Here is a 17,236-nt window from a genome sequence, read left to right on the forward strand (position 1 = left end):
CGGCTCGCCCCGGGACGCCGCCGGCGGCCACCGGCCGGGCGACGGGTCGCGGATGAGCAGCCGTCGGCTCGACCACCGGCAGCGGAGAAGGGCCAACGGCGAAGCCGGCCCGTGCACTGCGGGAGGTGTGTCCGGTGTCCTCGTGGAAGCTGCTCACGCCTGTTGATTCGGCGACGACCGTCCGGCGGATGGGTTTGTCACCCGAAAGAGTGTTGGCCCGCCCCTCGGGCGGGGGCGCGTCCACCGCGTCCTCCCTGCTCGTGCGGCCCGTCACGCGCTTCGCACCGGGTGCGGCCTCCTGCCGTCCTCCCGTACGTGAACGGCGAGGAGCCGGTGGAGCGTACGCCCGGGGAAGGGACGGTCCGCCCCGGGGAGCGGAGCACCACCCGACTCACTCGAAAGGGCTAACAAAAAGGTGGCTGGATGACGGATCGGCGGCCATCCGCACACCCTTCCGCTACGAAGACCATTCAGACAGCAGCACCCGGCAGCACCTCCGACCGTCCTCCGGCGGTCTGAGGACCGCTCTCCCGCAGAAGGACCAGCATGCGATGGACACCCCGCCCCCGGACGGCCCCACCGGACGGCTTCGTTCGCTCCCCACGGCCGGAGCCCGCCCCGTGACCCAACCCCTTCCCTTCGGCGCCCCGGGCAGGACCGCACGGAGCGATCTCGCCGAGGTGATGCAGAAGGTCGCCCAAGGCGACAAACAGGCCTTCTCCACCCTCTACGACGCCCTCGCTCCGCTGGTCTTCGGCATCGTCCTCAAAGTCGTGCGCGACCGCTCCCAGTCCGAGGAGGTCACCCAAGAAGTCATGATCGACCTATGGCGCCAGGCCGGCCGCTACCAAGCCGACGCCGGCAGCGTCACCACCTGGGCGGCGACCATCGCCCACCGACGGGCCGTGGACCGCGTCCGCTCCGCCCAAGCCGCCACGGACCGCGAACACGCCCGAGCGGCACGCGAGCACACCACCGCCTTCGACGAGGTCTCCGAGCAAGTGGAAACCCGCCTGGAGAGCGAACAGGTACGCCGCTGCCTCCGCGGGCTGACCGAACTCCAACGCCAGGCCGTGACCCTGGCCTACTACCGCGGACTCACCTACCGTGAAGTCTCCCAAACCCTGCAGACCCCGCTTCCCACCATCAAGACACGCATGCGCGACGGACTGATCCGCCTCCGCGACTGCATGGGGGTGACCACGTGAAACAACACCACTTCGACCCGCACACCCTCGCAGCCGCCTACGCGCTCCACGCCCTCGAACCCGCAGAGCGGGAAGAGTTCGCGGGCCACCTCCCGCACTGTGCGGACTGCCGCAGGGAAGTGGCCGAGTTCGAGGCGACGGCGACGCGCCTGGCGTCCGCCGCGGCGCAGAACCCGCCGGCCGGGCTCAAGCAGCGGACCATGGCCGCCATCGACGACGTGCGCCAGCTGCCGCCGCGCACCGCCACGAGCAGTGCGACCGCGGGCTTCGCCCACCGGCTGAGGCGCAGGGCGCTCCCGCTCGCCCTCGCCGCCTGCATCGCCGCAGCGGCCGTCTTCGCCGGTCTCGCCGTCGGACAGCACCGGGAGAACGACGAGGCCCGACAGCAGGCCCAACAGGCGGAAGAGCAGCTCGAAGCCGTCAGCTCCGTACTGGCCGCCCCCGACGCCCGGGCCACGCACGGACGGACCACCAACGGCGCACTGACCACCGTCGTCTCCTCGGACCGTCAGAACCAAGCGATCTTCTCCGCCACCGGACTGCCCGCCCCTCCGCACGGCCACACCTACCAGTTGTGGCTCGACCAGAAGGGGACGATGGAGCCCGCGGGGTTCATCGACGAGGACGGCACCGTGGTCATCGACGGCGACGTCACCGGAGCCACCGCGGTCGGTCTCACCGTCGAACCGACCGGCGGATCCGCTCGACCCACCACCCAGCCCCTGCTCCTGCTGGCCCTTCCCTCCTGACGCCCGGGGCCGGTCCGGACCACGGCTCCGCCACGACCACCGCGGGGGGCGTGGGCCGGGCGGCGCTCGCGCCAGGGCCGCCCGGCCCGCCTCCCCGCGCCACAGGGGGAGGCGAGACGGGGGCGGGGAGCCGGACGGGAGCCTTCAGGCAGCCGTTCCGCTCCGCTCCCGCGCCACGTCCGCGTAGTGACCGGCCAGCGTCCGGGCCATGGCGGTCGACGAGTACCGGGAGCGCACGAGGCCCTGCGCGCGGGAGGCCATGGCGGTCGCCTCTTCGTCAGCGACCCGGAGCAGGCGGCGGAGTCCTCCGCCGAGTGCACGCGCGCCGGACGTGTCGAGCAACAGGCCGTTGACGCCGTCCACGAGGTAGTGCGGGACCCCACCGCGGACGGGGCCCGCCACGAGCAGCCCCGCCTCCATCGCTTCGAGGACCGCGAGCCCGAACTCCTCCTTCGCGCTGGGGCACACGTACCGGGTGCGGAACCGGCTCCCCGGAGCGGCGAGGGAGCGTTCGAGCAGGCGCACGTCCGCGTTGGAGAGGGCGGGCAGGAGGACCAGCCGCCCGCGCGCTTCCGGACAGCGAGCGACGGCCCGGTCGATGCGTTCGCGCATCACCCGCTCCACGGGGTCCTGGGCGAGCGGGCTGCCCCCGACGAGCACCAGGACCGAGTCCCGGTGACACCCCGCATCGATCCAGGCACGGACCAGGACGTCCTGCTGTTTGACGGGGTGCAGGCGACCGACGCTGAGCAGCACCGCCGGTGCGCGGGGCCCCTCCGTGGCCGCCGCCCGATCGATGGCGCGGAGGAGCAGTTCGCTCCGACGGCCCCCGTCAGCGGGCGGCCGGTAGGGCGGGATTCCCTCGGGCGGGGCGCTGGGGGCGCCGCCGCCCTCCTCGTTCGCCAACTGCGGGAAGTGGCGGAGCAGTTCGAACGCCGCCGTGCCCCGTCCGGCGATGCCCACGACGCGATCGGCCCGCTCGACCAACCGGTCCGCGAGGAACACCCGGTGCAGATCGTGCCGGAGGGCGCCCGGATCCGCATCGGGCACGTCGTGCCGCTCGGCCACCTGCCGGTGCGGATCCGGGGTGGCGGTGAAGACCAGGCCGACCCCCGTCCTCCGTGCCGCTTCGGCCAGGGCGAGCGAACCGTCGTCCGCGTAGCGGACGTGGAGCACGTCGACCGGCCTGCCCAACGCCCCGAAGAGCCTGGTGGCCCACCAGGCCGTCTCCTCGCGGTACCGCCCCATTTCCTCGGGGCGCACCTGGCGGGGGCTGTCGACGGGAAGCCTGAGGACCCAGTGTCCGGGCCCGCGCCGGTGCAGGAGGAAGGGGTCGGCCTCCAGCTCCGGGCGACAGGCCGTCACCACCGTGACAACGCCCGCGATGCGCTCGGTTCGGGCGAGGGCGTCTCCGAGGGAGCCCAGCAGCACGCTGAGACCACCGCTGAGTCCCTCGCCCGGGCGGTCGAGGTGCCCCAACAACATGGACTGGGCGACGAGCGTCCCCGTCCGGAGCCCAAGGGGTTCCGGGGAGCTCAGGGGGGCACCCTCCAGGGCGCTCCGCAGCACCCGCTCGTACGCGTCCGGCGCACCCCGTGCGCCGGCGGACGGGGGCGGATTGCCTCCGTGGACGGACAGCAGGCGCCAGGCCGCGTGCCGCACCCGTCGGTCCTTCCCGTGCGAGAGCCGCACGAGCTCGTCCGGGGGCAGGGGGCGCAGGCGCTCGGCTTCGGACAGGTCGAGCAGCAGGGGAAGGACATCGGAGTTCCGGCTCGTGTGCAGGCCGTGCCGCACGGCGGCCACGGCCCTGAAGCGACCGTGGTGCCGGACCACGGCCGGCCACGCCTCGAACACGGCCGCCCTCGTGCGGTCGTCGCCGGAGAGGAGCCGGACGCACTCCGGCGGCGTCGGGACCTCTCCGGTCCGCAGCCGGTGCCTCAGCCGGGCCAGGGCCAGGTCCCAGGAGGACGCGGCCTCGGGACGGCCGGCCGCGCCGTGGTCCGGACGGTATTCGGCCTGGACCAGTTCGGCCAGCAGGTTCGGTGAGGCCGTGCGCCAGCGGGACGAACCGTGGGGGGCGCGCTTCCAGTACGCGGCCCTGGCCGCCACGAAGGGGTCGGACGGCTCCGCCTCCCGGTCTCGACGGGTGCGCTCGGCCGTGGCCACGGCCGGATGGGAACGGTGCATCGGAAACTCCTCGACGACGGTCGACAGCCAGTCCTTCGTCGACGGTCCGGGGCACGGATGCACACGGGCGGCCTCCGGGGACGGCCGCCGCCGGGTGCATCCGCGGGGCACCGCGGGACGAAGAGGCCTGCATGGAGTTCTCGCGTCATGGTTCCCGCAGCGACCGGGCACCGCGTGTCGTGGTCGTCAGTCCGCCGTTCCTCTCCCATGCCCAACCCCTGTCCGTACTGGCGGGGGCGCTCGCCCGGGCGGGCTGCGAGGTGCACCTCGCCAGCGCGCCGGCCTTCGCCCCGCTCGCGGAAGCGGCCGGAGCGGGCTTCGTCCCGCTGACGGTGACCAAGAACGCCAACACGGGCGTCGCCCGGAGGACCGCGCAGGGCGCCCGGGAGGCGGAGCGCCTGGCCGAGTTCCTCGGCTCCACCCGGCACGGCGCGGTGGCGACCCTGCTCACGCAGTCCCGCCACCGCGCCGAGGACCTCCTGTCGGAACCGGAGCGAGTCCTGACCGATGTGCGGGCCCTGCACGCCCGTCTCGCGCCCGACTGGTACGTCGTGGACCAGCTGAGCTACCCGGTCACGCTCGCCCTGCACTGCCTCGGGCTCCGCTACGCCACGTTCTGTCCGGGGCACCCGACGTACGTGCCCCATGCGCCCGATGCGCTCTTCGGGGTTCCCTATGCGTGGCCCCGGGCCATTCGGCCCGCGGAGGAGGAGTTGATCGAGCTGCGACGCGCGGCGCGGGCCAACGACACCGCGTTCACCGAGCAGTTCACGACGGTGGCACGTGCGCACGCTCCCGCGGCTCGGGCACCGGGGCGGGCCTTCGCCCTGACCTCACGGCAGGCGGTGGTGTTCAACTACCCGCGCTTCCCCTGGCTTCCGGAACGCCCCGCGTGCGACACCGGCTTCTTCTACGGGGGGCACTGCTCCCCCGCCCGGGAAACCGGCCCCGGGCCGGCCTGGGAAGCGGTGGTGGACCGACTGCGGGGGTCTTGCGGCCGGTTGGTGCTGATCGCCCTGGGCACCTTCCTCTCAGCCCGCGACGACGTACTGGAGGTGCTGGTCCGAGGCCTGCTCTCGCAGGTGCCGGACACGGCCGTGGTGGTCGCCGCGGGCGATCGTGCACCGGCGCTGGCCCACTGGTCGGGGCCGAGGGTGCACGTCGCGGACGTCGTTCCGCAGCGCTGGCTCTTGGGAAGGGTCGACGCCATGGTCCACCACGGTGGGAACAACTCCTTCACCGAGTGCCTGGCGTCGGCGACCCCGGCGCTCGTCCTGCCCTTCTCCAGCGATCAGTTCTCGATCGCGCACGATGCCGAGCGGGCCGGACTGGCCGTCTGCCTCGATCCCTCCCGGCTGGGGCCGCGGACGGCCGGGACGGCGCTGCGGCAGTTGCTCGCCGAGCCCCCCGCCGGCCTGCCGCGGTGGTCCCGGGCGGTGCGGAGGCGCGGCCCCGATTGGATGGCCCGGATGCTCGTGCGGAAGATGGCGGCGTCGCCGCCGGTGGTCACCCGGCCCGGTCGGCGGGAGCCGGTCGGGCCTGCTCGGCGACGAGACGGGCGAGCGTCCTGAGCGCCCGCCTGGTGTGGCTCTTGACCGTGCCGAGCGGGAGGTCGAGGAGCCGGGCGATCTGGGGCTGGGTGAGATCGAGGTAGTAGGCGAGGAAGAGGACCTCGCGCCGCCGGTCGGGGAGGCCGGCGACGAGGGACGCCAAGTCGATCCGCTCCACCGCTCCGGCACCGGTGTCCGGATCCTCCGCGGCCGGTCCGTGGAGCAGGCGACGGAAGCCTTCCTGCCTCCGTACGAAGGCGGCGGACGCGTCCGCCGCCTTGTGGGCGGTGATGCCGTGGAGCCAGGGTCCGAGCCCTCCACGACGGGGACAGTAGCGTCCGGAGTGCAACCAGACGTCGGCGAAGACCTGCTGGACGACGTCCTCGGCGTCCTGGAGGTCGAGGCAACGGCGCCTGGCCCAGCGGAGCACCTCCGGGTACCAGTCGCCGTAGATGGTGTCGAAGGCGTCCCGCACGGTGTCGCCGTGCGGGACGTCGGTGGGATGGGTGCGACAGTGCGCGCACACGGGCGGGGAGGGGGCTTCGGGCATCGGCCGGTTCCGGAGGAGTCCGGGGACAGGGAAGGGGTCGCGATGCCGGCGGCCGTAGGGGGTCCCTCGGGACGGGGCCGCAGCGAAGGGATGCCCGCGGGACCAGCGGATCACGGGAGACCGCCGGGCGCCACCCGGTCCGGACCGTTGGTGGCGGTCGTCGCTTCGACGGGAGCCGCCCGTCTCCGCCCGGGCCTCCGGAAGGGCGTGCCTCCCGTTCTCGGCCCCCGGGTCAGAAGCCGAAGATCCGGAAGGCGAAGAAGAGTCCCACGAGCACGGCTCCCAGGACGATGAGGGACACCCAGAACATCGGGTGCTCCCAGATGCCGCCATCGGCACGCTCTTGGTGGGCCGAGGAGGTGGAGCCTTCGGCGGGCGGGGTCTCCCCAGGGGGTACGAGCTGCTCGGACATGGCCCCTCCTCAAGAGAGCGGAGCGGCGTGGCGCCGCCGGGTCTTCACCGTCTCCCGGCCGCCCCGCCCCCGCCACACGCGTCGTTCGTGCATCGAAGTGCCCGCTCTCCGGGGCGCGTGACCGCGCCCGTGACGGGGCGGAGCCCCTTGGCCTCCCGGGATACGGGGGCCGAGGGGCTCCGGAGCGGGGGTCGAAGGACCGGCCGCAGCGATCGGTGGGGGTTCAGGGGCGGTGGCGGAGCGAACTCGGCCACCAAACCCCGGGTCCGATGTCCCGGACGAGGGCCGGCACCAGGAGCGAGCGGACCACGAGGGTGTCGAGCAGGACGCCGAAGGCGACGATGAAGGCGATCTGGACCAGGAACGCCAGCGGAATGACCCCCAGTGCGGCGAAGGTGGCGGCGAGCACGACACCGGCCGAGGTGATCACCCCTCCCGTGGCGACCAACCCCCGGCGCACGCCCTCGCGCGTGCCGTGGAGCTCCGTCTCCTCGCGCACCCGGGACATCAGGAAGATGTTGTAGTCGACCCCGAGCGCGACCAGGAAGACGAATCCGTACAGGGGGACGGCCGAGTCGGTGCCGGTGAATCCGAAGACGTGCTCGAACACGAGGGCGGAGACGCCCAGCGTGGCCGCGAAGTTGAGTGCGACCGTGACCACCAGGAGCACGGGCAGCATCAGCGAGCGCAGCAGGCCGACCAGGATCACGAGGATGATCACGAGGACGACCGGGACGATGACCTGCCGGTCGCGTTCCGCAGTGAGCCGGGTGTCGTACTGCTGGGCGGTGTAGCCGCCCACGAGGGCGTCGGCACCCGGTACTTCGTGAACGGTGGTGCGCAGTGCGGCGACGGTGTCCTTGGCCGCATCGGAGTCCGCGGCGTCCGCGAGGGTGACGTCGATCCGTACGCGCCCGTCCGCGACCAGCGGCTGCGAGGTGCCGGGCAGGGCGAAGACGGTGGCGGAGGCGACTCCGTCGACCCCCTCGGCCGCCGTGCGCACCTCTTCGGCGGCGTCGGCGTCGGCGATGACGACCGCGGGGTTGCCGGCACCGCCCGGGAAGTGCTCGCTCAGACGCTCCTGGGCCGCGACGGAAGGGGCGTCCTTGACGAAGATCTCGTCGAGCGGGACGCCCTTGGAATCGAGGGTGAAGGAGAAGGCGGCGCAGGCGAGCAGGGCGGCGAGCGCACCGGCCCAGACCTTGCGCGGGGCGCGGTCGACGAGTGCCGCGACCTTGCGCCAGATCGGGTGTGCGTCGTCTCCCGTCACCGGCTTGGGTCGCGCCGGCCAGTAGGCGGCCCGGCCCAGCAGTACCAGGGCCGCGGGGAGGAAGGTCAGGGCGCTCAGGACGGAGCAGGCGATGCCGATGGCGCCGACCGGTCCGAGGGCCCGGTTGTTGGTGAGGTCGCTGAGCAGCAGGGCGAGCAGTCCGAGCGCGACGGTGGCGGCACTGGCCACGATCGGCCCGAAGGACTGCTTGAGGGCGGCCCTCATCGCCGGAACCCGGTCCCCGTCGCGCGCGCCGAGCTCTTCCCGGTAGCGGGCCGCGAGGAGCAGGGCGTAGTCCGTGGCGGCGCCGATGACGAGGATGGACAGGATGCCCTGGACCTGGCCGTCGACCCGCACGACGTCGTGGTCGGCCAGGACGTAGACGATGGCGCAGGCCAACCCGAGCGCGAACACCGCGCCGAGGATGATCAGGAACGGCAGCAGGACGCTGCGGTACACCAGGAGCAGGATCACCAGGACGGTCACCAGGGCGACGACGAGGAGGAGTCCGTCGATCCCGGCGAACGCGTCGCCGAGGTCTGCCTGTGTGGCGGCGGGGCCGGCGAGCCACGTCTCGGTTCCCGGCACGGCGGAGACGGCCGCGTCCACCTTCTCCAGGGTCGTGGGCAGCTCGCCGCCGAGGTCGGGGCGGAGCTGGACGATTCCCCGCAGGGCTTCGCCGTCCTCGGACGGGAACGCCGGGGAGGGGGCGCCGACCACTCCTTCGGTTCCCGTCAGCGAGGCCAGGGCCCGGGTCGCCGCCGCCTGTGCCGCCGGGTCGATGCGTCCGCCGCCCTCGGCGGTCCAGATGACCAGGGCCGGAAGGGTCTCCTCCTGGCGGAACGCCTCCTGGGCCTGCAGCACCTGGGTCGACTCCGCGCTACGGGGCAGGAAGGCGGCCTGGTCGTTGGTCGCCACTTCGCCGAGCTTGCCGGCGTAGGGGCCGAGCCCACCCCCGATGGCGAGCCAGACGACGAGCATCAGGAGCGGCAGCAGTCTGCTCGCCCAGCGCAGAGGGGTGGCCATGGGGACTCCAGAAAGTATCTCGACGATAAACAATCTCAAGGATCGAAATAGATTGAACCATGTCCTCCTGGCGCCCCGGCTCCGCAGGCCCCCGGAGGCACCCCTCCACCCCCACCCTCACCGCCCCTTCCGAAGGCGGGTGCGACTCGGATGCAGGCGACGACCATGACGGACCCGAGGGTCCGCCTTCCACTCCGATGGGACATGCGGGTGAATCTGCAGAATCTTCATCACATCAACTGAAAACGACCGTCATACGGTCATGACGATCGATGTGCATCCCGAATCCCCGCCCCTGCCCCGACGCCGGCGGGCCGGCGCAACCCCCCTGCCGGGCTGCGAGGAACGGCGCAGGCTGCGCCGCACCTGGAACCTGTCCGAAGCGCAGGTCGCCGAGGCCTTCGGCGTGACGGTCGCGACCGTGCGCTCCTGGGAATCGGGCCGCACCTCGCCCAACGGACGGAGGCGGGAGGCCTACTCCGCGTTCCTACGGGGGCTGGCGCAGGCCGCGAGCGCCCGGGCCGCACGCCCCCCGGCCCCGCGGCCGGAAGCGGCGACCCGACGCAACCCCTCCCACGACGTCACGACCGTCCTCCGCCCCCGCTCCCCCCGGGGACCCGGCTACCAGGCCCCGCCCGTCCCCGCGCCGACGCCCCCGAAACCCGCCTCCGCCGTCACGGTGCTCTCGGTGAGCCCGCCGCGGGACCCCGTCTCTCCGGTGCGGTGGCGCAGATGGCACCTGGCGGCGGCTTCGGCCGGCGTGTGGGCAGCCGCGCTGCACCTGGTCCTGACCTGTCCACCGCCACACCTCTGAGGAGTGCCCCGGCCGACCGACGGGTCAGACGCGTCCGGTCACCGTGACGGTGACGTGCGCCCGGGCCGCACCACCGGGCAGAAGGGCGCCGAGGCGCTCCTCGACCGCCCGGCGCGCGGCCCTCGCCACGTCCAGGACGCGGTCTCCGCCGAGCGCCACCAGGCGCACCTCGACGTGCCAGGTGCCGGCGGCCTCGTCCTCCCGCAAGCGCACGCCCGCGGTCGTCGCCGAACCGCTTCCAACCGGTCCGGGGACGACCGCGGGCTTCAGCAGGCCGGTGAGCCGGGGCCGGAGGAACGCCACGCCCGGAACCTCCCGGACGACGCGGGCGATCTCTTCGGCGAGTGCGGTGCGAGCGGTGTGCGAGGCCATCAGGACCTTCCTTCGGCTTCGGTGGGACCGCCCACGATGTCGGCGATGACGATGTCGACGCCCCCGAGGGACATGCCCAGGGCGCGGTCGGCCGCCCCCTGCACGGCGTGCCGGATGCTCTCGGCGACGGTGGGAAGGTGCTGGTGGGCCGGTGCGTGGACCTCCAGCCGCACCACCGGCGGGGCGCCCGCCGCTCCGGCGTGGAAGCGGCACGACCCCGCCCGGACGCCGGGTACGCCCTCGGCCGCCGCACGCAGCGTCCGCGCGGCCACCGCTTCCATGACCCACAGGTCCTCGGCGGCCCGCCCCAGCGGAAGCGGCCGGCCGGGGCGCAGTTCCAAACGGACCACGTCCATGACCCGCCGGGTCAGCGACGCGGTGTCCCCGACGGCGCGGTCGGTGTCGTCGCGGAGTCCGCGCACGGCGGACTCAAGCCGTTCGAGGTCGTCGACCGCCCGTCGACAGGACGGGCAGGGCGCCTGGTGGGAATCGTGCTCGCGCCGCTCCGCGGACGCCCAGACGTCGACGAGCCGCCGCCCGCAGGGCAGCCGCTCCCCCTCCTCGCCGAAACCGTCCTCGTGGTCGGGCGGCGTGGTGTGCGTGGTCATCGCCACTCCCCCATCACTCGTGTCAGAGAGCGCCGCGCACGGAACACGCGGGCCCGTACCGCCTCCTGGCTGATCCCGACCGTCTCCGCGATGAACTCGTAGGAGCATTCGTCCAGTTCGCGCAGCACCCAGCAGGTCCGCTGTTCGGGAGAGAGCAGGTCGAGCGCCTCCCTGAGCTCACGGACCGCGTCGCGTCCTTCGGCGATGCGGGGCGGGGAGACGGTGTGCTCGGGCGCCTGGACGTCACCGGCCGCCTCCAGGGACGTGGTCGTACCGCTCCGACGCAGCACGTTCAGGCAGCGGTTGGTGACGATCCGGTACATCCAGGTGGCGAAGGAGGAGCGGCCCTGGAACTGGGGCAGCCTCCGCCAGGCACTGAGGAAGGCCTCCTGGACGGCGTCCTCCGCCTCGGTGCGCGTGCCGAGGAGACGGGTGGCGAGGCGGATCGACGCCGGTGCGTGCCGTTGGACGAGCCGGGAGAAGGCCTCCTCGTCGCCCTCGGCGGAGCGGGCGACGAGGAGGACGTCGTCGCTCCGGTCGAGGACCCCGTCCTGCGCGGGAGGCGACGGCCGGCGGTCGAGGGTGTCTGGTGATGCGTTGTCGGTGCTGGCGCCCACCACCGGGCGGCTCCTCTCCTTGGTCCACTCCTCGTGGGACACCTGCGCAGAGGAGTCGTTGTGCAGGGTTCGGAGCCGACCGCACCCCCGGATGCCCGCATCACCCGACCGACACATGTACGAATACCGGGGTCGGTCGCCCCCGGCGGCCCGACCGTCGCCGGCTTCCCGGGAAGTGCCGGACGTTTTTCCGCACCGGGCGTCACAGCGGCGCGGCGAAGGGGTCCGTAACGGCGAGAGCAGCTCACCGACGCCCCTGAGGAGCGACGTCATGACCACGCACACCACCTCCGCCGCCAAGCAGGTGCCGGCCCCCCAGGGCGAACCCTCGCCGCCGGCGCCCCCCACCACCACGGCCGTCCACGACGTGGCGGTCCGACCGGTTCCCGAACGGGGGAAGACCTCCATCGCCGAGGTGGTCGTCGTCAAGGTCGCCGGAATGGCCGCACGCGAGATCCACGGCGTGCACGACATGGGCGGCGGGATCTCCCGCACCATCGGCGTGGTGCGCGACCGCGTGCCCGGGGGCCGCCCCAACGTCGGTCGCGGGGTGAAGGTCGAGGTCGGTGAACGCCAGGCCGCCATCGACCTCGACCTGGTCGTCGAGTACGGCGTGCCGATCACCGAGGTCGCCGCGGACGTCAGGGAGAACGTGGTCGAGGCCGTGGAGCGCATCACGGGCTTGGAGGTGGTCGAGGTCAACGTCGCCGTCAACGACGTGCACCTGCCGGACGACGACCGGGAGGCCCCGGCCGACGGCCGCGTGGAGTAGTGCCCGTGCGGTGGGCGCGCCTCCGACGGCACGCGCCGGACCGCTCGTTCAGTGCGCCCTGCCACCGGTAGCGGCGACCTCGGGGAAAGGAAGACGGATGACGGCATCGTTCACGGGCATGACGGGTGGGGCAGCGCTGGCCTTCGCGGGCTACTTCGGGGGCTTCGGGGCCTTCCTCCTCGTGGCCGCCCTGGGAGCGACGGGATGGGCGGTCGGTCACTGGCTCGACGGCGGCGGCCGGATCGAGGAGTTGTACGAGACGGTCGGGCGCGGGCGCCGATGAACGACGCCGTCACGCCTCCCGGCGGCCTCGGGATCGCGGACAGGGCCGTCCGCAAAATCCTGGGGCGTGCCGTCGGGGAAGCCCTGCCGCCGGGCGGCCGGGTGACCCGCGCCTCGGCACGCGTGCAGGGACGGCGGGCGCGTACGGCCGTCGGCGTCGCCCTCCGCATCAACGGGACCGGCTCGGCGGCCCGTGCCGTCCGTGCGGTCCGGGACCATGCCTCGGCCCGGACCGAACGGCTCACCGGGCTGCGGCTGACCCGCCTTCGGGTGGACGTGACCGGGCTGCGCCTGTCCGGCCCCGCGCCGTCGGTGCCCGCCCAAGCAACCGTGCCGGAGGAGGGAAAACCCGCGGAACGGCAGCGGCGGTCCGCCGTCCGGAAGCCGCGCCGCTCCTGGTCCCCCCGCCGCGTTCCGGCCTCGATGCTCGCCTGGTCGATCGCCCTGGCTTCGGGGGCGGTGGTCTACGACGCGGTGCCGAGCGGTCCATGGGAAGGTCCGACCGCCGCTTGGCGCCCCGCGCTGGTGCACGCGGTCGCCCGCCACGGCCCGGCATCCGCCGGATTCGCCGCCGCCCTGCTGACCGCGGCGCTGGGCACGCTCCTGATCGTCCTGGCGGTCACCCCGGGCCACCGCGGCAGGTGGCCCGCCTCAACCGCTCCGGAACTCCCGGCGACGGTCGACCGGAAGGTCATCGCCTCCCTGGTGCGGGAGGCGGTGGGGGCCGCGCCCGGAGTGGCACGGGTCCGGGTGCGGGTGGGCCGACGGCACCTCACCGTCCGGGCCGTGCTCCTCTTCGGTGATCTGCCGGCCGCGTCCCGCGCGGCCGAACGGGCGGCCGAGCAGGCCCTCGCCTCCTGCTGTCTGTGCCGCCCGCCGAGGCCGCGCGTCCGCGTCCGGCCCGACGCCCTGTGGACGCCTGGCCACGGGCGGGCGGACGAAGGACGCACTCCCCGACTGGCCGAGTCCCGAGGAGGGGCAGCATGACGGAAGGCACCGCGACCGTAGTGCGTCGGATCGCCCTGGGCGCGTCGGGCCTCGGCCTGCTCCTCATCGGCGGCTTCGTGGCGCTCGCGACCGGACCTTGGCACCCGCCCCTCCCCGGGGGGTGGCCCTCCCGCGGAGCGCTCGGGGCGCTCCTCGACCCCGTCGCCCCCACGGCGCTCAGGGTCCGCAACTGGTGGCCCCCGGTGGTGGTCGGCTGTGCGATGACGGCGGCGGCCCCGGCCCTGGTCGGGGCCCGCCGGCTGTGGTCCCGACGCCGCTCCGCCTCGTTTCCGCTCGGCGCGCCCGAAGCACGGCTGCGCGTCCGCGCCCTCCACGAGGCGGTGGCTGCCCGGGTGTTGGCCGTCGACGGCGTTGCGGACTGTCGGGTCCGAGCGAGCGACCGGCGCCGCCGGATCCTCGTCCGTGCCCGGGTTTCCCTGCACCCGGGCACGGCTCCGGCGGACGTGCTCCCCCCGCTCGCCGCCCTCACCGCGCACGTGGAACGCGCACTGGAACCCCACTCCGTCCACGTCCGGTTCCGGCTCCGCACCCGTCGGCGCCCCACCCTGCGCAGCGGGCGGGTCTGACGGCCACGGCTCAACGGTTTCGGGAACGCCCGCCCGGAGGAGGGCCCTTCTCGCCCGCTCTGGTCGGGCTCCGCCCGGTTCTGCCGGACAATGCGGGGATGGAGAGTTGGATGCCACCGGAGAACGGGCCCTTCATCGGGCGGGAACAGGACATCGAGGAGCTGGCGTCCCGGTTGGGCGAGCAGCGGCTCGTCACACTGGTGGGAATGGGCGGCATCGGCAAGTCCCGGCTCGCCGCGCAGGTGGCCGGGGAGGCGGGGCCGAAGCTGTTCGCGAGCGTGTACTGGGCTCCGCTGTGGTCGCTGGCCAATGCCTCCCTGCTCACCTCGCTGGTCGCCGACGCCTGTGGCCTGGCGGACCACTCCCCCGGCGATCCGGTGGACGCCCTGGTCGCCCGCATCCGCGGTCACCGCACGCTGCTGGTCCTGGACTCCTGTGAGCACCTGGTCGGTGACTGCGCCGCTCTGGTGGAAGCCCTCCTCGCCCGGTGCCCCGAGCTCGTGGTGCTGACCACCAGCCGGGAACCGCTGGGAACGGCCGACGAGTTCCTGCTCCACCTCGCCCCCCTGCCCATCGACTCCGAGGCGGTGGAGCTGCTCGCCGCACGCGCCGCCGACGTGGGCGTGCGGTGGAACCGGCCCGAGGATTTCGTCGCCGCCGCGGAGGTGTGCCGCTGGCTGGAAGGAGTGCCGCTGGCGCTGGTGCTCGCCGCCGCACAGTTGCGCGAGCGGCCGGTGCGCACGATGGCCCGGCTCCTGCGCGGCAGGCTGGCCCTGGCCGAAGCACCGGAAAGCGGGGTCCAGCCGGCGCGCCACCGGGTGCTGCGCACCGCCATCGGATGGAGTCACGAGCTGTGCGAGCCCCATGAACGCCTGCTGTGGGCCCGTCTGTCGGTGTTCCGCTCGGGTGCCACGGTGGACGACGTGGTACGGGTCTGCCGCGGCGGGCCCTTGACCGACACCGTCCTGGCGGAGGCCCTCGACGGGCTGGCCCGCAAGAGCGTCGTCGCGCTGTCCGACGATCGGCTGCACGTCTTCGACACCGTGCGCGAGTACGGGGCCCTTTGGTTGGCCGAGCTCGGCGAGACGCGCACGATCGCCGACCGCCATGCGGCACGCTTCCACGAACTGGCCCTGAAGGCCGAGGAGTCCTGGTGGGGGCCGGAACAGGCGAGGGAGTACGCGAGGCTGGCCGGCTGCCACCACGACCTGTGCTCAGCGCTGGAGCACCTGCTGGCGACCGCCCCGGAGAAGGCCGCGGAAATGGCCGGGGCCCTCGGGTTCTTCTGGGCGTGCTCCGGGCACCTGCACGAGGCCTCGCACTATCTGGAAGAGTGCATGCAACTGGTCGGCGAGCCCGCGGCCGTGATGGCGAAGCTGTGCTGGGCGCTCGGCGTGGTGCGGTGCCTCAGGGGCGAGCACGACACCGCGGCACGATTGGCCGGCAGGGCGGACGAAGAGGCGGTCCGGGCCTCGGACGCAGCGCTCCTCATGGACGCCGCCTATCTACGGGGACTGGTGATGCTGCTGCGCGGGAACCCCCTGGACGCGCTCGCCGTGGCCGAAAGGGCCCTGGCGGGGGCGACCGGCGTCACCCCGGCCGTGGCACGGTGCCGACTGGTGCAGGTCTTCGCACTGACCGCCTCCGGTTCGCTCGAAGGGGCCCGGGCCGAGGCGGAGGCCCTGCGGCACGACTCCACCAGAGCGGGCGAGCACTGGACCCGCGCCTACACCGAGTACCAACTGGCAGTGATAGCGCTGTACGAGGAACGCACGGCCGACGCGGTCGCCCACTCCAGGGCCATGCTGCGGGACAAGCGACTGATCGGCGACGCCTTCGGGCTCGGTCTGGGCCTCGACCTCCTGGCGGTCTCCCTGGCGGCGCGGGAGAGGGGCGAAGAGGCCGCGGTCGCCTACGGCACGGGGCAGCTCTTCTGGGAGATGGTCGGTCATCCCCAGCGGGGCACGCCCGAGTTGCACCCGCTGCGGGAGGGGGCGGAGCGGTCGGCCCGGCAGCAGATCGGAAACGAGGCCTACGACCACGCCTACGGCCTGGCCACGCTCGCAGACCCCTTCGCGAGCTTGGAGGTCATGCTGGCCGATTGAGCGGAGGGCGGGAGCGGACATACGGAACCCGGGAGCGGACACGCGAGTGGCGACGGCGGTTTCCGTGGACGTACGGCGGCGACGCGCCGGACCTGCGCCACCGGTCGCCGCTGTCGAGGAAGGTCCGGTCGGGACGGCGCCGCGGTGCCCCGGGCCCGTGGCCGAGCCCGCTCGCACGGCTCAGTGCCGAGGCACGCGCAACTCTCCGAGCTCCTCGTTCAAGGCGTCCAGGTACCGCAGGACGACCGCCAGTTCGTCATCCGTGAAGCGGTCGCCCGCTCGATCGGCCGCCTGGGCCAGTGGCATGAAATAGGCCCGTGCCACCGCCCTGGCACCCGGGACGTAGTGGATGCGCACCACCCGACGGTCCCCGTCCGCTCTGCTGCGCCGGATGTGCCCGGCCTTCTCCAGGCGGTCGAGGCAGGCGGTGACCGCGCCCGAGGTCAGGCCGAGGTGCTCCTTGACCAGTCCCGGCGTGGCCGTGTCGGCGTGGTCGAGCACGAACGAGAGCGCGTGCACGTCCGTGGGGTGGAGCTTCTGGGTGGCGGCGAAGCCGTGCACCAGACGGTTCATCTCGCCGATCGTCCGGCGCAGGGCGACCCCGAACCTCTGCAGTTCCACCCTGCTTCGGCTGTCCGTACCGGTCTCTTCCGCATGCCCTTCGCCCACGCGCCCAGCCTATGCGGAAGTCAGGGGGATCGTGGAATCGCCCGGAGGCCCCGACCCGGAGGCCCTGAGGGGGGGGCGAGAGCGGGGTCCGGACTCCGGACGGAAGCACGGGCGCGGCCGTCCGGGTGGGAAGCGGCGGATGCGCATCCACACGCCGTGACGCGGCCGAAGAATCCGACACCCAGCGGCCTTCGGGGCCGCCGTCCCACTGGAGAGCACGATGAACCCCAGCGAAGTCTTCGACCCGGGCAGCTACTCCCCCGCGCCGGGCACCTACGTATGCGACTGCGAGGGCACCCACCTCTGGCGGATCGACCTGGCCGGGCACCTCTTCCCCGCCTTCCCGACCGGCTGTGCGGGCCGGACGTGGCGGGCTTCCCCCGCCTCGCGGACGTCCGCGCCGGAGGCGACCGAGGGGACCCTCCCATAGGCCCGCGCCCTCCCGATGGCGACCTCCTCCTCGGGGGTGGC

General features: G+C 73.5%; 19 protein-coding genes. 10 read left to right on the forward strand and 9 right to left on the reverse strand.

The features are described 5' to 3' along the window. Window positions 1-244 (reverse strand): hypothetical protein (locus tag ACFW2Y_RS26955; protein ID WP_384884345.1); only part of this gene is annotated, 244 nt, incomplete at its 3' end. A 376-nt stretch (window positions 245-620) separates the two neighbouring features. Between ACFW2Y_RS26955 and sigK the strand changes: the two genes are divergently transcribed. Beyond that, window positions 621-1,208, forward strand: coding sequence for an ECF RNA polymerase sigma factor SigK (gene sigK / locus ACFW2Y_RS26960; RefSeq protein WP_384884347.1), 588 nt, complete (start codon window positions 621-623; stop codon window positions 1,206-1,208). After that, a complete protein-coding gene (locus tag ACFW2Y_RS26965; RefSeq protein ID WP_384884350.1) occupies window positions 1,205-1,957 on the forward strand; it encodes an anti-sigma factor domain-containing protein in 753 nt (250 codons plus the stop codon). The genes sigK and ACFW2Y_RS26965 overlap by 4 nt, the downstream gene beginning before the upstream one ends. A 144-nt stretch (window positions 1,958-2,101) precedes the next feature. Here the strand turns inward: ACFW2Y_RS26965 and ACFW2Y_RS26970 are convergent, their stop codons facing one another. Continuing rightward, window positions 2,102-4,144, reverse strand: coding sequence for a glycosyltransferase (locus ACFW2Y_RS26970; RefSeq protein ID WP_384884353.1), 2,043 nt, complete (start codon window positions 4,142-4,144; stop codon window positions 2,102-2,104). A gap of 131 nt (window positions 4,145-4,275) precedes the next feature. Between ACFW2Y_RS26970 and ACFW2Y_RS26975 the strand changes: the two genes are divergently transcribed. After that, window positions 4,276-5,715, forward strand: coding sequence for a glycosyltransferase (locus ACFW2Y_RS26975; RefSeq protein ID WP_384884356.1), 1,440 nt, complete (start codon window positions 4,276-4,278; stop codon window positions 5,713-5,715). On the opposite strand, the gene ACFW2Y_RS26980 is transcribed toward ACFW2Y_RS26975, so the two are convergent. The 3 genes from ACFW2Y_RS26980 to ACFW2Y_RS26990 all read right to left on the reverse strand — a co-directional run bounded on the left by ACFW2Y_RS26980 (window position 5,651) and on the right by ACFW2Y_RS26990 (window position 8,952). Beyond that, complete coding sequence (locus tag ACFW2Y_RS26980; protein ID WP_384884359.1) at window positions 5,651-6,244, reverse strand: RNA polymerase sigma factor; 594 nt, start codon at window positions 6,242-6,244, stop codon at window positions 5,651-5,653. The two genes, ACFW2Y_RS26975 and ACFW2Y_RS26980, sit on opposite strands and share 65 nt — an antisense overlap. Window positions 6,245-6,476: 232 nt before the next feature. Next, a complete protein-coding gene (locus ACFW2Y_RS26985) occupies window positions 6,477-6,656 on the reverse strand; it encodes a DUF6480 family protein (RefSeq protein WP_384884362.1) in 180 nt (59 codons plus the stop codon). Between the two features lie 223 nt (window positions 6,657-6,879). Next, window positions 6,880-8,952 carry an MMPL family transporter gene (locus ACFW2Y_RS26990; protein WP_384884365.1) on the reverse strand — a complete coding sequence of 691 codons (2,073 nt, stop codon included), beginning with the start codon at window positions 8,950-8,952 and terminating at the stop codon, window positions 6,880-6,882. A 262-nt stretch (window positions 8,953-9,214) separates the two neighbouring features. Here ACFW2Y_RS26990 and ACFW2Y_RS26995 point away from each other — a divergent pair, with 262 nt between their 5' ends. Next, on the forward strand, window positions 9,215-9,766 hold the full coding sequence (locus tag ACFW2Y_RS26995) for a helix-turn-helix domain-containing protein (RefSeq protein ID WP_384884368.1): 552 nt from the start codon (window positions 9,215-9,217) through the stop codon (window positions 9,764-9,766). 24 nt (window positions 9,767-9,790) lie between these two features. Here the strand turns inward: ACFW2Y_RS26995 and ACFW2Y_RS27000 are convergent, their stop codons facing one another. Genes ACFW2Y_RS27000 through ACFW2Y_RS27010 form a run of 3 tightly spaced genes read right to left on the reverse strand, consistent with a single transcriptional unit; the run spans window position 9,791 to window position 11,366 of the window. Beyond that, on the reverse strand, window positions 9,791-10,138 hold the full coding sequence (locus ACFW2Y_RS27000; protein ID WP_384884371.1) for a hypothetical protein: 348 nt from the start codon (window positions 10,136-10,138) through the stop codon (window positions 9,791-9,793). Next, window positions 10,138-10,746: an Asp23/Gls24 family envelope stress response protein gene (locus ACFW2Y_RS27005; protein ID WP_384884374.1), complete on the reverse strand. Its 609-nt coding sequence runs from the start codon at window positions 10,744-10,746 to the stop codon at window positions 10,138-10,140. The genes ACFW2Y_RS27000 and ACFW2Y_RS27005 overlap by 1 nt, the downstream gene beginning before the upstream one ends. Beyond that, window positions 10,743-11,366 (reverse strand): RNA polymerase sigma factor, encoded by a 624-nt coding sequence (locus tag ACFW2Y_RS27010; RefSeq protein WP_384884397.1) that lies wholly within the window; start codon window positions 11,364-11,366, stop codon window positions 10,743-10,745. The genes ACFW2Y_RS27005 and ACFW2Y_RS27010 overlap by 4 nt, the downstream gene beginning before the upstream one ends. 268 nt (window positions 11,367-11,634) lie before the next feature. On the opposite strand from ACFW2Y_RS27010, the gene ACFW2Y_RS27015 reads away from it, so the two are divergent. From ACFW2Y_RS27015 to ACFW2Y_RS27035, 5 genes are all read left to right on the forward strand, one after another. Continuing rightward, window positions 11,635-12,135 (forward strand): Asp23/Gls24 family envelope stress response protein, encoded by a 501-nt coding sequence (locus tag ACFW2Y_RS27015; RefSeq protein ID WP_384884377.1) that lies wholly within the window; start codon window positions 11,635-11,637, stop codon window positions 12,133-12,135. 97 nt (window positions 12,136-12,232) lie between these two features. Beyond that, window positions 12,233-12,418 carry a hypothetical protein gene (locus tag ACFW2Y_RS27020; protein WP_384884380.1) on the forward strand — a complete coding sequence of 62 codons (186 nt, stop codon included), beginning with the start codon at window positions 12,233-12,235 and terminating at the stop codon, window positions 12,416-12,418. Next, complete coding sequence (locus ACFW2Y_RS27025) at window positions 12,415-13,404, forward strand: DUF6286 domain-containing protein (RefSeq protein WP_384884383.1); 990 nt, start codon at window positions 12,415-12,417, stop codon at window positions 13,402-13,404. Before ACFW2Y_RS27020 ends, ACFW2Y_RS27025 begins: the two co-directional genes overlap by 4 nt. Continuing rightward, window positions 13,401-13,991 carry a hypothetical protein gene (locus tag ACFW2Y_RS27030; protein ID WP_384884385.1) on the forward strand — a complete coding sequence of 197 codons (591 nt, stop codon included), beginning with the start codon at window positions 13,401-13,403 and terminating at the stop codon, window positions 13,989-13,991. The genes ACFW2Y_RS27025 and ACFW2Y_RS27030 overlap by 4 nt, the downstream gene beginning before the upstream one ends. 98 nt (window positions 13,992-14,089) lie before the next feature. Then, a complete protein-coding gene (locus tag ACFW2Y_RS27035; RefSeq protein ID WP_384884388.1) occupies window positions 14,090-16,096 on the forward strand; it encodes an ATP-binding protein in 2,007 nt (668 codons plus the stop codon). Window positions 16,097-16,276: 180 nt separating this feature from the next. On the opposite strand, the gene ACFW2Y_RS27040 is transcribed toward ACFW2Y_RS27035, so the two are convergent. Further along, a complete protein-coding gene (locus ACFW2Y_RS27040) occupies window positions 16,277-16,765 on the reverse strand; it encodes a MarR family winged helix-turn-helix transcriptional regulator (protein WP_384884391.1) in 489 nt (162 codons plus the stop codon). Between the two features lie 220 nt (window positions 16,766-16,985). Here ACFW2Y_RS27040 and ACFW2Y_RS27045 point away from each other — a divergent pair, with 220 nt between their 5' ends. Continuing rightward, window positions 16,986-17,195 (forward strand): hypothetical protein, encoded by a 210-nt coding sequence (locus tag ACFW2Y_RS27045; RefSeq protein WP_384884394.1) that lies wholly within the window; start codon window positions 16,986-16,988, stop codon window positions 17,193-17,195. The last annotated feature ends 41 nt before the right edge of the window (window positions 17,196-17,236 follow it).

It is taken from the genome of Streptomyces sp. NPDC058877 (assembly GCF_042742855.1).
Classification (GTDB): Bacteria; Actinomycetota; Actinomycetes; order Streptomycetales; family Streptomycetaceae; genus Streptomyces.

What these genes read in the sequence shown, in the direction of transcription:
- ACFW2Y_RS27030 (WP_384884385.1), top strand. Translation starts at nt 13,401, where the DNA reads ATGACGGAAGGCACCGCGACCGTAGTGCGTCGGATCGCCCTGGGCGCG.
- ACFW2Y_RS27035 (WP_384884388.1), top strand. Translation starts at nt 14,090, where the DNA reads ATGGAGAGTTGGATGCCACCGGAGAACGGGCCCTTCATCGGGCGGGAA.
- ACFW2Y_RS26985 (WP_384884362.1), bottom strand. Translation starts at nt 6,656, where the DNA reads ATGTCCGAGCAGCTCGTACCCCCTGGGGAGACCCCGCCCGCCGAAGGC.
- ACFW2Y_RS26995 (WP_384884368.1), top strand. Translation starts at nt 9,215, where the DNA reads ATGACGATCGATGTGCATCCCGAATCCCCGCCCCTGCCCCGACGCCGG.
- ACFW2Y_RS27000 (WP_384884371.1), bottom strand. Translation starts at nt 10,138, where the DNA reads ATGGCCTCGCACACCGCTCGCACCGCACTCGCCGAAGAGATCGCCCGC.
- ACFW2Y_RS26980 (WP_384884359.1), bottom strand. Translation starts at nt 6,244, where the DNA reads ATGCCCGAAGCCCCCTCCCCGCCCGTGTGCGCGCACTGTCGCACCCAT.
- ACFW2Y_RS26975 (WP_384884356.1), top strand. Translation starts at nt 4,276, where the DNA reads ATGGAGTTCTCGCGTCATGGTTCCCGCAGCGACCGGGCACCGCGTGTC.
- ACFW2Y_RS26990 (WP_384884365.1), bottom strand. Translation starts at nt 8,952, where the DNA reads ATGGCCACCCCTCTGCGCTGGGCGAGCAGACTGCTGCCGCTCCTGATG.
- ACFW2Y_RS27045 (WP_384884394.1), top strand. Translation starts at nt 16,986, where the DNA reads ATGAACCCCAGCGAAGTCTTCGACCCGGGCAGCTACTCCCCCGCGCCG.
- ACFW2Y_RS27025 (WP_384884383.1), top strand. Translation starts at nt 12,415, where the DNA reads ATGAACGACGCCGTCACGCCTCCCGGCGGCCTCGGGATCGCGGACAGG.
- ACFW2Y_RS26970 (WP_384884353.1), bottom strand. Translation starts at nt 4,144, where the DNA reads ATGCACCGTTCCCATCCGGCCGTGGCCACGGCCGAGCGCACCCGTCGA.
- ACFW2Y_RS27020 (WP_384884380.1), top strand. Translation starts at nt 12,233, where the DNA reads ATGACGGCATCGTTCACGGGCATGACGGGTGGGGCAGCGCTGGCCTTC.
- ACFW2Y_RS27005 (WP_384884374.1), bottom strand. Translation starts at nt 10,746, where the DNA reads ATGACCACGCACACCACGCCGCCCGACCACGAGGACGGTTTCGGCGAG.
- ACFW2Y_RS27015 (WP_384884377.1), top strand. Translation starts at nt 11,635, where the DNA reads ATGACCACGCACACCACCTCCGCCGCCAAGCAGGTGCCGGCCCCCCAG.